Here is a 12324-nt window from a genome sequence, read left to right as displayed (position 1 = left end):
AAAATACAGTTTTTACATTCCCATAAATCTGTTAGTCAAATCGCTAAAAACAAAGTTAAAAAGCTCAACTATACTATTATCTTTTAACTCTTAACTTTTTTGATACCGCATTCCTGGTAATTGCGAAACAAAACCCATAAGTTCCAACTGTAACAACGCACCGGAAACTGAACCAGAAGCCATGTCGGTTTGTTGGACAATAAAATCGAAGGGTAAAACTTCACTTGCCAACACATCCATTACTGTTTGCAATTCTGGCGACAAAGTAGGCATTAACTGTTCTGTTGGTGTGGAAGCCTCGACTCCATCAATTTGCGGTATTGCTCCTAGCATTGTTAACAGTTCATCTAGTTCCTTAAGAATAAAACTTGCTCCCTGATTCAGTAACTTTAAGCACCCTTGGGATGGATAATCATCCAGCCTTCCAGGTAATGCATAGACATCTCTACCAAATTCATTCGCATAGGTAGCTGTTATTAAAGCACCAGATTTTATCGGCGCTTCCATTACGAGGATAGCGCGGCTTAAGCCTGCAATAATTCGATTACGGCGGGGAAAGTGGGTGCGATCAGGTGGGGTTTTCGTGGGGTACTCACTCACGACTAAGCCAGTCGTCAAAATTTGCTTGTACAAATCCCGATTTTTATGTGGATAGATGACATCTACACCAGTTCCTAAAACTGCGATCGTCCGTCCACCTGCTTTCATGGCGGCGATGTGGCTTTCTGTGTCAATTCCCTCTGCCATCCCAGAAACAACTGTAAAGCCATTTTTAGCCAAAGCTGTACTAATTTGGCGAGTCCAACGGATACCGTATTCTGAGGGTTGGCGGGTTCCGACAATTCCAACCATCGGTTTTTGTCCGAGATTTTCTTGAAGTTCGACTTCACCGCGATAGTATAAAATCGGCGGTGGACTCGGAGTTTCCAGCAGTAAGCGGGGATAATCTGCATCTGCTGGTGTCCAGAAATGAGAATTTTCCTGCTGGTGCTTGGTAAATAGTTGTTCTGGGTGCAAACGCGATCGCTGTTGTACCACTTTTTCTAGTGTTTGAAAACCAAAACCTTCTACTTCCCCCAACTGTACTTTAGTAGCGTTCCAAGCTGTTGCTAACGTGCCAAAATGCTGTTCTAGTCGCCGCAGTAACACTGGGCCTACTCCCGAAATTTGCGCCCAAGCTAGCCAATATGCGCCTTCTTCTACCACGGTTTCATCCTCACTACTGGATTGAGTATTCCCAAATTGTGGTTGGATGTTGATATTAAGGGGGTAGGGAGTGGGGAGTAGAGGGACAAGGGGACAAGAGGAAGAAGAATGATTATTACTCAATTCCCAATGCCCAATCCCTTGACTTTTGACTCTTGACTCTTGACTATTAACTATTGACTATCTTCTTATTTTGTGTCATGAAATATTTCTATCGTCTTTTAATAAGCCTATCTGGGTGTTTAATATTTTTACTGTTGCACGGTGGACTTGGTTCGTTGCCTAGTTTGGCGGCTGAGAAAGTTACTATCAGATACGGATTGTTTGAGCAATCGATTCCTGTGGCAGATATACGCAACTATGCCGACAACCAAAAGGTTTCTGCCGATCTGCAATCTTTCTTACATTACCTCAGTCCTAAGGAGAAACAGAAGTTCCAAGATGCCCTTCAGGTAAAAATGTCTCTTGATATTGTGGCTTTAGATAAGCTGATAAATACAGGAATGGGCAAGCAAATTTTATCTTTTGCATCCCAAGCGATCGCCCGTCGCGATCAAGCCAGTATACAAGCCCTACGAGCTGCCATTATCATAGGAGCAAAATCACCAGAAGGTTTAGGATTAGTCAGCTTTCTAGCAGCCTATCCTAGTAATCAACTAGTTGTTGATGCGTCAAAAATTTCTAAGCTAGTTAGCATGGCAAATTCCTCTTCTGGTTCTGCTGATGCACCTCCCAAGGACAATGTAAGTTCTTCACCTTTAGGAAAAATTGCACTGCAATATCAAATACTTGCCGCCCAAAATAAACAATTCTCAGGTTGCTTATTTGGCGATTCTATTTCGGCTGGACTTGGTAATACTCTTGGAAATGATACTTTTAATTTTGGGTTAAATGGCTTGAGTACAATTTCATTACTAGAACAACTGAAAAGTTTAATTCCTACCAAGGTTACATGCGAAAAAGCTATTATTGCCGTGGGTGGAAATGATGCTTGGTATGGAATTAGTGATGAGTTGTTTAGCAAAAATCTGCAAGAAGCGATCGCACTTGTCCGCCCAATGGGAAATAAAGAGATTTTTCTGATTCCAGCTTTTTATTCAACAGTTGCAGCAAGCTCAGATCCAACTATATCAGCCCCAAATTCTAGAGTTGAACAAATTAATGCTTTGATTAATAAAGTTGCTGAAATAGAAAAAGTGCCAGTTGCAGCAGCAGGAGTAGCACCATTGTATGAGAACAATGTTCTTAAAGATAATTTGTCGAGCGATGGCGATCATCTGAACGCAGAGGGCCTTAAAATTTACCGACAAGCATTATTACAAATTCTAGAAAAGTAATATGATGTCTGTCTAATTGCCTATAGTAAAAGCACCCCACCAAAGTTACGTTTTAGATAGCGGTTCTTAACTGACTAAGTACTAAACCCATCGGTGTCAACTTAAGAAAAAATCTGCAATAATTCGTAGTTCGTAACTCAAAATTACGAATTACGAATTATTACTTTTAGGATTTCCAATTCAAAAATCGCGCATAAATATAAGCTATGCCTTCATCAATAATTGTCCGTACACCTTGGCTATAATCCCACCATTTATTTGGATCATAATCTTGTGTTTTGGCAGCGATCGCACCAACTTTGATGTTATTAGGGCTAAGTAGTTTTTTGAACAGCAACCAACTCCTACGGGTGTGAACGTCCAAAGAAAAAACATTAATTGATTGTAGCTTTAAATTGGAATCGGATAGCCAACGATTAAATTCGGCAGCAGATGCATAACTACGATCCTTGATTACCACAGGTGTCGGCACAGCTACCACCTTCTCTGATTCTAAACCGAGTTTCTTGAAGGTGGCGGCTGATACTTCTGCAAAGTTCTTGTATTCACTAAGATAAATTCCTTTTTCTATTGAGCCTCCGGTAGTAATTACTAGACTATAAGAACCGTTTTTAAATTCAGTCAAAGCTTGTTGTATGGCATAATCTGGTAGCCATCCTTCAACAACCAATACTTCTGCTGATTTTATCGGGGAAGTCACGGCGAGAAATGAGTGTACATGAGTAATAGTGAAAAATATTAAATAAGCAATCGAAGCGATTGCAATCGCCCACCCCTGAGCCGTAAGTGTCCACATTTCTTGGCGTTTTATTAGTTTGATTTTTGGAAATTTTCGACACCGACGATTTTTTGTCTGCACTAAACCTTAGCTAAACGTTGTTCTTTCAAGTAAGTAAATACGGACTTGTCTCCGATATCAGCAGGAATTGCTTGCACTGTTTTTCGCAGGGCAAATACCAAAAACAATGTTGCCCAAATTCCTAATAAAACACTTTCCCCCTGAGTTGGTAAAATTCTCACCAAATGTCCTAACAATACTAGCGGTACTATTAAAGTTAATATTTTGGTTTCCAGGCGATTAAAGCAAAAAGCTTCTTTAAAATAAATACCTGTCAAAGCAACGAAGATAAATCCAACTCCAAATAAAGTAAGAGGGTGATTGTAAATAGTAAGAGCCAAAGGTTCACCACTAGAGATTGCCAGAATCACTGATGCTATACTACCGATCGCCCAAAAAATTTGTAATATTCGGTGCAGTGATGCCATATAGATGTGAATGGTAAATAAACTTACACCAAGAGCGACACTAAAACAAGTATATAGAGGTGTGAGTGCGGAAAAAATAGTCGGGTTATTGTTGAGCAAAACCAAAGCACTGCCTATGGCAAAGCTCAGTGCTGCTACCATTAACCCAGCGCGGTAGATAATTACGCCAGTGCGATCACTCTGAGTAATTGTAAATTCCCCAAACTGACCTTGATAAACTTCTGGTGGAGGTAGTGTTTGCGTAGTCATAGTTAAAAATATAGTTATGAATTACTAATAGAGTACAACAGTAAATTGCTGAAGGGTTACTTTTATTATTATGAGCAATCAGACAAACTAACTGTCACAATCCCTAAACTATTAAGCCATTTTCGTAGTATTAGTTGACTTGACAGACGCGCTAACTGACAAATTATCTCTACCATTTGACCAGATTTCCTTCGAGAGCGAAAGACATAGCAACTAGTAAAGCACGGCGTAAATCCAGCTACCATCTCAATTAACCAGACTAACAGGGGGATTTTGCCCCTTGTTAAAGGTAGGCAAACTTCCGCCACAATGTAAGTAAGTCGGCACAATAAAAGCAAACTGTGTAAAGAAAAGTAAACAAGGCTCAAACCCTTTTTCCCCCTGCTCCCTGCCCGGTTGTTGAATCTCGACTTCGCGGCAGTTGAGCGTAGCCGAAACTCGATTGCCGCGTAGTCGAAACACTGCCCCCTGTTTTATCTCAACGATAATGATTTACGCCAACCTCGTTAGTATCTAGTTTAGCTGAGGACTTGATTCTAAGATTAAATTTTAGCTGTAGACAGTAGATATTGACAAATTTAGGATTTAGTCTATAGAAACTTTTGGCAATCAGATAACCCTATAATTAGTTGATATCAAAAGGTGAGGTGAGCAATCGTATTTATCTAAAAAATTGCAAAACTGTAGACATTTCCTCAATTTGTCGTCAGATATTGCTTTTTATCGAGGATGTGCGATGATCGCTTAACAAAATAATTTCTACTTAAGTCAATAGTGATCGCCTACGGCACGCTACGGAAACGCAATGAAGCAAATTGTATGATGTGTGTTAGCAATATGCCTTAGTTAAGCGTTTACCCATAGTTCAGCACCAGAAAGCAGGGATATCCAATCAACAATGTTAGGAATAGTTGACACAACCTTGAGCAGTGCAGTTGGAAATTTTTTCAACTTGCTTCGGAGCTTTTATTTCAGTGAATAGCTCAGTCGCTCGATTAAAATTCATTTGACTCTCATCAGGCTTTGTCATCTTTTGATAAGTTAAACCTAATTGAAAATAAGCTTCAGCTAGGTCACACTTAGCACCTATTTTATCCAAAAGCTCGATTGCTTCTGTATGATGAGTAAGGGCTAATACAAAATCTGTTTGTTGTCGATAGATTTCTGCTAAACCATTAAGTGTTTTTGCTTTTACTTGCATATAGTGGCTTTCTTCAGCAAAGGTCAAAGCTTGGTGGAGTATTTTATTTGCCTTAGAAAAATCTACTAAATTTACATAGGTTTGACCTAAAATTTGCATGAAATAAACAAATCTTCCAGTTTGTTCTACCAGTTTTTCGTTCGTCATATTTTGATAAGCTACATCTGCTAATGCAGAAGAGGCATCACGCAAACCTAAATAAGAATATACTAAAGCTAAACAGACTGAAGCTTTTTCTGCCCAACGATGATGCTCGGTATTTTGAGCTAGGTAAATTACTTGCTGAAATAATTTTGCAGCTGTCTCTAGTTCCCACAAATCTATTTTGTAAAGACCAATACTTAATAAAGAATCTACTTCTAGCATTCTTAGATAGTAAACTGTATGTTTATTTTCTGGCTGAGGTATAAGTGATTTGAGTGCTTGGGTTGCCAGAGTAATAGTCTTTTCTTGACAGGCAATCGCTTGACTAATTTTACCTATTATCCAATATAAATCGCCTAATATATTATAAAGTTCGCTGAGATGTTGGTCATTTTGCAGATTATTAACAACTCGCTCAATTGCTGCAAGTATCGGTTGAATTAAACCCATTCGATACAACGTACTCCCAAGAGGTAGAAACTGCTGCCATTGATTATTTCGGCTTTTTAAAATGACTTTACCTGCTAACTCAAATTCATTAATATCTATGTAGTGATAATATGCTTCTAAAGCTTGCAAAGCATTCTTAAAGGTCTCAATTTGTTTAACACTAGTTGTCCAAAATTCTGCGGCTTTATCGTTGGCAATTTCCCATTCATTGCTGGGGCGTAAACGTGTGATCGCTTCTTTCCGAATCACCGGATGTAGCCAATATTCACCTTTATCACACTCCACTAAAGACCGATTTCTCAACGAGGCGATAATTTGACGATGCTGCTCAGATGGGACATCCCAAAGTAAACAAAACAATCCTTGAGATGGAATGGTGGGTATATCTTGGTAACGATAACATCCCAAACGACAAAGCAGGCGATATGCTTGGGGATCGAGGGCTTGCAGACGATTGATTTGACTAACTGCTAAATTTTTTAAGGCGGTTGCTGCTAAAGGATCGGCATGATTTTCTTGCCAATAAAGAACCATGTCACCGTCGAAATCTTCCAGAATCGAACCACAGAGAATTCCCATTGCTTTAGCATTACCGCCATAAGTGCGATGCATAATTTGCAAAGTTGGTGAGTTGATAGCTAATCCCCGGTTGCTAAAAAACTTTTGCCATGCGCTTTCATCTAAGCCAGGAAGCCGATAGTGATTCACATTCAACTCAGGTTCACAAAGGCGATCGCGACTAGTAATCAAGGTAACAGACTGCACCCTAGCATCAGCCAAAACCCGCAATAGTTCTACATAGTTGCGGTGAGAAGCAATCAACCCACCTTGTTGATCTAATGCAGGTTCGAGATTGTCAATTAACACCCCAATTCGCCGATTGTGAAGTTGGCGCTTGAGTCGTCCCAATGTCACCCCAAATTCTACCCCAGGTTCTTGATCAAAATCTTGTTTGAGCCATTCTTCTACTACTCGTTCGGCGGGGGTAATATTCTGTGTTTCCTTCGCCATCAATAGTTCTAAAACCAACTCAAACTCCTGATGGAGATATTGCTGCGCTAGAGTGGTTTTACCTAAACCGCCTTCACCTTGGATAACAATCACTTTCGATCCCTGATTTATCAAAGTATTCAGGTGAGCGATCGCTTCTGTTCGTCCAATAAAATTGGTATCCTCTAATTTTAGGGTGGAATGTGGTGATCGCGAGTAATCAATCAAACTTGATGATATCGCAGTAGTTTTTCTCAGAACTCGCTCCAAAGTAGCACGACAATTACTTTTAGTAATCTTTTGGCGCAATACTTTAGAAAGCAGCTTCCATAACTGAGAACCAGCATCCTTGGCGTGTCCTTCCGTACAACCGTAAGAATGAGCGATATCCAAGTATTTTCTACCCAACCAAACTTGCACAAGAATCACTTTTTGCAAATCGCTCAACCGTTCCCCAGTCTGAGGGGGAATTATGGCGTCTAACCATGCTAATGCTGCTTGGGCGTCCATTGTGTAACGACGAGGGTAGGTCAGATTTTAAGGAGAACTATAAATCAATCTACAGTTATGTTGCTGAAGTTTTCGAATAAGATTCTGTAAATCCGACTTTTTTCCCGACTTTTGCAAACTTAATTCAAAATTCAGCAGCAAGTTCTAGAAAAAATTGCTGTTATTAAAACTTTTGCAACCAGTTGACAATTCTGGGGTAAGTAATATTCTGGAGTTTAGACTAGTCAGGAGTGCAAAACTCCAAACCTTTATAGTAACTGATGTAAATCAAATACAAGCGCATCCACCCAAACCTTGAGCAGTCAATATATAGTACATTAGAACTAAAAAGTTAAGCAAAGCAATCAAAAATGCGATGGCTCCGCCCGCCGCAGGCATCGCCTATGGTGGGCAAAATGCCATTGCCGGAGAGTGCGTTGTAGGCGATCGCTCTTATAAAATAAATTGACGAGCGCGATTTTCTCTTTTTTAATCCTCTTGGAATAAAAATGATTGCTGAATGTCAATGAAAAATAAATTTTTGTCAATTATTTTTGAGTAAATTTTAATAGTTAATCGTTCTTAAGTATGTTTTTGAGTAGTACTTTCTTTGCAGGCTTGATAGATATCCGATGTTACGTCAAAAATATGAATGTGAGTGAAATTATAGCTACTCCCAGTAACCCCAAAAATCTTGATGTGTGACGTTACAACTAAGTTGGTTTTGAGCAATCATCTGTTGTTTTTTTTGCAACCAGGTGTTTAGCTCATGCTGTAAAGTTGCTTCTTCCAGAATTTCTGGAATTGATTCTTCCATAAACCTTAACATGAACTGAAGAAAGACAGGATCGCTGCTACTAATTTCCCAGGGACTTTCTCCTTGGATTACCTTCATATCGATACGTTTCATTACTTCCCCCATAGAGTCACCGCAGTCAGGCCCCATCCCCCTGCCGAAATCTTGAGGGCGCTGCATATGCTGATTGTAGTATCCTATAAAGGAAGAATCACCTTCAGTTTGAGGAATAAAATTTGTGCCAGTATAGTTAACAGTAGCTAGCAGTGGCAATTGGTATTTTTTTAAACATTCCAGTAGTGTTTGAAACTGCTTTTCGCTAAATAAATCGAACACCGCATTGGCGACAGCTAAGTCGAAAGTCTTTAAGTCTATGAGATTCTCCAGATCCAAAATAGAGCCGACAATTCTTTGAATAGTAATTTTATCGACTTCATTTTTTAAGACTAATATTGAGTCTTGCATTTGTGACTCATATCCATTTTCCTGTGCCCAGACGATTAGCCGCTCAAAGGCAATTTCTAAATGTTCTTGATTTTGTTCGACCAAAAACCACTCCTGATCCTGGGAAATCTTACTCAGGTAGTAGCGACAGTTAGCACCCGTACCAGCTCCTAAATCAACGATTTTAAGGCTTTTGCGCTTTTTCAGGTATTGTTGACAGCTTGCTTCCACAGTTAAGTTACGCCCCTTGGCATCATAGGGGATACGCAATTCTAGCCATTTGGCAAATTTCTCATTTTTATTCATTAGACTTCTTGCAAAGAAAAGAATTTTGGTTTTTAAAGAAAAATTCCCACAAAAGCAGATAAAATGCTTGCTGAATTTTAACAATCATTAAATCAAGATTTAGAATTATTTATTGAAATAAAATTACATTGGGTAAACTACCCATTACCAACACTCTTCAGGATAGAGTAACGGGTAGTTTACACGGTATCGAGAGTAAGCAGAGAACGTGCATATACATCACCAGAGTTTGCATCAACAGGCAAGCTTTTAAGTTGAGCGGCCATTTCTTGAGAATTAAACCAGTTAGGTGACTGCAATTGATACGATTCGCCGAACTTTGCCGGTTTCCAGTTGAATTCATAAGGTCCCAAAGAATTCAATTGTTCAATGCAAGCCAGAGCAATGTTTATTGCACTCGGAGTGTATTCAAACGAAAGGGCACGAATAGGTTGCGACAAGCCACGTAAAACTTCGAGTTCGTGACCCTCAACATCAATCTTGCAAAAAGCGGGCTTACCATACTGGGCGATGAGGCTATCAAGGGTTGTTACCGAAACAGATACGGTTGTATCCCAGCGCACATGAGCAAAAGAGTCAACCTGTTGCACAGCTTGCATCCAATCACGGGAGAGGGTGGTTACAGTTGGGGTACGTTGGCTCACCAATAAGTCTTGCGTCCCAGGAACTAAGCCAACAGCTTGTTCAACAAGGGTTATCTGGGAATTATTGCCGTACCAGCGTTTTAACAGTTGCATACACTGAGGTTGAGGCTCGATGCCAATAACGTGGGCACCAAGACGAGACAAGGCAAGAAGATGATTGCCAACATGAGAACCAATGTCAAAACAAAGGTCGCCTGATTGGACAAACAGTGAATAAAAGTGTGACAACTGACGGATGCGAAAGGGAATACCGTAGTACATTATTAATGAGCGAAGAATCCCCACCTGCTGCGATAAAGATGACATGTTAATTGTTTCCTGCTGATGATTCAGTAGTTTTAGTGATTGAAAAAATATTAAGATTACTAACTAGTATGTAAATACTTGTAAAAAATCTCGATAAGTTTGCTCCCAAGTATTAAAGGATAGATTTGCAGTACGATTGAAAGCTTCTTTGCGTAACTGATTCAGTTGATTAGGATCTGTAAGCAATTTTTTCAGTGCCATAAAAAATTGTTCCTGCTTGCCTAGCTCAATCAGTATCCCATTAACTCCATCCTCAATCCAGTCAGCAATTGCTCCAGTTACATAAGCTAATACTGGTAGCCCGTGAGCAACTGCTTCTGCAGTGGACATAGAATAACTTTCATAGGTAGATGCGGAAATATACAGATCGGACTGGGACAACAACTCCAGCATAGTTTTTTGAGGAACGCGGCCATGAACAATGACGGCATCTTGTATTCCTGCACGCTTGATTAAGGCGAGAGTTTTGTCTTTGTAAGCTTCTTCTTCGCAATCACCAATCAAATGCAGCTTAAAATTCTTTGTTTCCATCTGGGCTAACATTTCTACTAATTCAAGTTGGCCTTTGCGTCGATAGAAGGTTCCTATACTAATTAGAGTTATCTGCTCATGCGATCGCTCTTTGATATTAGGCAGGTAAAGCGCCGGATCGATACCTGGTGATGCTACCACGATTTTATCTGTTTCGATGCCACCACTTAAGATATAATTCCGCAGTTGGAAACTAGGAACGATAATACCTTTCATAGCTTTTAACCACCGTGCTTCATCACTCCAAAGGGCTTTTTTTTCCTTAGTTGAGTAGTAGGTATTCAATGACTCCAGATGGTGGAGCATGAGATAAATTCGTTGAGCATAGGGAAGAAATTCTTTTAAGGAAGCATTGAACTCAGGAATTGTCAAGTAAAGTGCGTCAATCACAAGAATGCAATTAGAGGGCAAAGCACTCAATTGTTCAAGAAGCCCAAAAACAGATTTATTTAAGGGATAAAAAAAGTTCTCTCCTTTGCCTTCCTGCTCCAAGCGCTTGACAATTTCTAAATTGTAGAGCGAGCCTCCTGATATGAAATTTAGTTGCGGCTGAATAAAATAGATCATGTTTGGTTTATACCTCGGCTTCATAGCTTCCCCAAGCTATATGGCTTTCCTCTAACGTGATTTTGAGAGAGCCTTTGAAAAAAGAGCTTACGCGTTTGCTAATTTGCTGGTGAATGTAATAACCCATGTATTCCGTGGTTGTATTTATACCCTTAAATTGTTCAAGAGTATCTAGATTTTGGTAATTTAACGGTTCTAAAACTTCTTTGAGAATTACGATCGCCTGACCGATATCAATCACTAGGCCATCTTTATCTAACTGAGCGACTTTGAATTCAGCTGTGACTATATAGGTAGCTCCATGCAGCTTTTGAGCGGGGCCAAAAATTTCCCCTTGGAAGCTGTGGGCAATCATGATGTGGTCTTTTACTGCAACAGAAAACATGATTTTTAATACTCAACTAACGGCGAAACTGGCTGCACTTGACGCTGATATAAGAGTGACATAAATTGGGGCAAGTCTTTAAAATAAATCACAGGTTCCAGGAGACTATCTATGACTGCATCTGCAAGCAAGCTCAAAACCTGTTCTTTGCGCTGGCGATAGTCAATCAGCTTTCGCATCGGTTTGGCGATCGCGGAAACTTGAGAAGCGATAATTTGTTTGCGTTGGTAATGAAAGGAAGCTCCTAATTGCAAGGATACTAATTCCGTTCCATACCAACTTATTTCTATACAACGACCTTCAAAAGTCAAGGCATTAATTGCACTTTGAAGTCCAGAAGAAGAAGCGCTAGTATGAAAAACGATATTGTAATTGTCTTCCTTAAAGTCGGTTGCCAAATAGGAATTTTGCAGCCAGGGTAGTTGTTTTAGATATTGAATTCGCTGCTGATCCTGTTCTAAAAAATCTGCCCCAATACCATACTCTTTGTTGAGGACAAAGCTAATGAGAATACCGACAATACCTGCACCAACAATTAAGATGCGATCGCCCTGACTAACTTGGGCATCCCAGACTGCATTCAGGGCTGTTTCCGTGTTTGGAATTAAAGTCGCTCGCTTGCTAGGTAACCAATCTGGCAATTCTAAAGCATCAGAACTCTCGACGACAACTCTCGATTGGTGGGGATGCATGACAAAAAATCGTTTCCCCTGATGGGAACCTTCATCAGCTTGACCAACAAGACTGTAACCGTACTTTAAAGGCAAGGCAAAACTGCCTTCCATATACCAACAGCGCATCGTTTCCCAGCACTCTTTGGGGACTTTTGCCAAACCTACTAGCCGCTCTGTACCAGGACTGATACCACTGTAAAGTGTTTCTAAAAAGAGAGGTTCTTTAAGGAAAGATACTACTGAGGTTTCTCTAATTTCACCTTGGTTAGGAGAGACTAACCAGTAGGCATAAGCTGAAGAATTTGTAGACATCTTAAATTGTGTAGTCTGAGATAAGAG

10 protein-coding genes are annotated in these 12324 nt (G+C 40.0%); 1 reads left to right on the top strand and 9 read right to left on the bottom strand.

Annotated elements, in window-relative coordinates; all coding sequences use genetic code 11:
- Nucleotides 1-90: 90 nt before the first annotated feature.
- Nucleotides 91-1206: a DNA-processing protein DprA gene (dprA, locus tag V7L20_RS13320; RefSeq protein WP_334744588.1), complete on the bottom strand. Its 1116-nt coding sequence runs from the start codon at nucleotides 1204-1206 to the stop codon at nucleotides 91-93.
- Nucleotides 1207-1406: 200 nt separating this feature from the next.
- Here dprA and V7L20_RS13315 point away from each other — a divergent pair, with 200 nt between their 5' ends.
- Complete coding sequence (locus V7L20_RS13315) at nucleotides 1407-2543, top strand: alpha/beta hydrolase (protein ID WP_334744535.1); 1137 nt, start codon at nucleotides 1407-1409, stop codon at nucleotides 2541-2543.
- A 166-nt stretch (nucleotides 2544-2709) separates the two neighbouring features.
- Here the strand turns inward: V7L20_RS13315 and V7L20_RS13310 are convergent, their stop codons facing one another.
- The 8 genes from V7L20_RS13310 to V7L20_RS13275 form a co-directional block, all read right to left on the bottom strand.
- Entirely contained in the window at nucleotides 2710-3402 is a 693-nt protein-coding gene (locus tag V7L20_RS13310; protein WP_334744534.1) for a YdcF family protein, read from the bottom strand.
- Nucleotides 3402-4058 carry a DUF2301 domain-containing membrane protein gene (locus tag V7L20_RS13305; protein ID WP_334744533.1) on the bottom strand — a complete coding sequence of 219 codons (657 nt, stop codon included), beginning with the start codon at nucleotides 4056-4058 and terminating at the stop codon, nucleotides 3402-3404. Before V7L20_RS13305 ends, V7L20_RS13310 begins: the two co-directional genes overlap by 1 nt.
- Nucleotides 4059-4959: 901 nt before the next feature.
- Nucleotides 4960-7353, bottom strand: a complete 2394-nt coding sequence (locus tag V7L20_RS13300) for a tetratricopeptide repeat protein (protein WP_334744532.1) — start codon at nucleotides 7351-7353, stop codon at nucleotides 4960-4962.
- Nucleotides 7354-8002: 649 nt separating this feature from the next.
- On the bottom strand, nucleotides 8003-8878 hold the full coding sequence (locus V7L20_RS13295; protein WP_334744531.1) for a class I SAM-dependent methyltransferase: 876 nt from the start codon (nucleotides 8876-8878) through the stop codon (nucleotides 8003-8005).
- A 179-nt stretch (nucleotides 8879-9057) separates the two neighbouring features.
- Nucleotides 9058-9828 carry an FkbM family methyltransferase gene (locus tag V7L20_RS13290; protein ID WP_334744530.1) on the bottom strand — a complete coding sequence of 257 codons (771 nt, stop codon included), beginning with the start codon at nucleotides 9826-9828 and terminating at the stop codon, nucleotides 9058-9060.
- A gap of 63 nt (nucleotides 9829-9891) precedes the next feature.
- The gene (locus tag V7L20_RS13285) at nucleotides 9892-10950 is read right to left on the bottom strand and encodes a glycosyltransferase family 4 protein (RefSeq protein ID WP_334744529.1); all 1059 of its coding nucleotides are present in this window, start codon (nucleotides 10948-10950) and stop codon (nucleotides 9892-9894) included.
- Nucleotides 10934-11311: a 6-pyruvoyl trahydropterin synthase family protein gene (locus V7L20_RS13280; protein WP_334744528.1), complete on the bottom strand. Its 378-nt coding sequence runs from the start codon at nucleotides 11309-11311 to the stop codon at nucleotides 10934-10936. Before V7L20_RS13280 ends, V7L20_RS13285 begins: the two co-directional genes overlap by 17 nt.
- Nucleotides 11312-11316: 5 nt before the next feature.
- A complete protein-coding gene (locus V7L20_RS13275; protein WP_334744527.1) occupies nucleotides 11317-12297 on the bottom strand; it encodes a zinc-dependent alcohol dehydrogenase in 981 nt (326 codons plus the stop codon).
- Nucleotides 12298-12324 lie beyond the last annotated feature (27 nt).

The sequence above is a fragment of the Nostoc sp. genome, from assembly GCF_036916735.1.
GTDB lineage: Bacteria > Cyanobacteriota > Cyanobacteriia > Cyanobacteriales > Nostocaceae > Nostoc.
The sequence above is the reverse complement of the archived record's forward strand: the minus strand, read 5'-3'. Positions and strand labels throughout refer to the sequence as shown.

Excerpts from the sequence above, each read along its gene's own strand:
- V7L20_RS13300 (WP_334744532.1), bottom strand. The coding sequence starts at position 7,353 with ATGGACGCCCAAGCAGCATTAGCATGGTTAGACGCCATAATTCCCCCT.
- V7L20_RS13295 (WP_334744531.1), bottom strand. The coding sequence starts at position 8,878 with ATGAATAAAAATGAGAAATTTGCCAAATGGCTAGAATTGCGTATCCCC.
- V7L20_RS13290 (WP_334744530.1), bottom strand. The coding sequence starts at position 9,828 with ATGTCATCTTTATCGCAGCAGGTGGGGATTCTTCGCTCATTAATAATG.
- V7L20_RS13315 (WP_334744535.1), top strand. The coding sequence starts at position 1,407 with ATGAAATATTTCTATCGTCTTTTAATAAGCCTATCTGGGTGTTTAATA.
- V7L20_RS13305 (WP_334744533.1), bottom strand. The coding sequence starts at position 4,058 with ATGACTACGCAAACACTACCTCCACCAGAAGTTTATCAAGGTCAGTTT.
- V7L20_RS13275 (WP_334744527.1), bottom strand. The coding sequence starts at position 12,297 with ATGTCTACAAATTCTTCAGCTTATGCCTACTGGTTAGTCTCTCCTAAC.
- V7L20_RS13280 (WP_334744528.1), bottom strand. The coding sequence starts at position 11,311 with ATGTTTTCTGTTGCAGTAAAAGACCACATCATGATTGCCCACAGCTTC.
- V7L20_RS13285 (WP_334744529.1), bottom strand. The coding sequence starts at position 10,950 with ATGAAGCCGAGGTATAAACCAAACATGATCTATTTTATTCAGCCGCAA.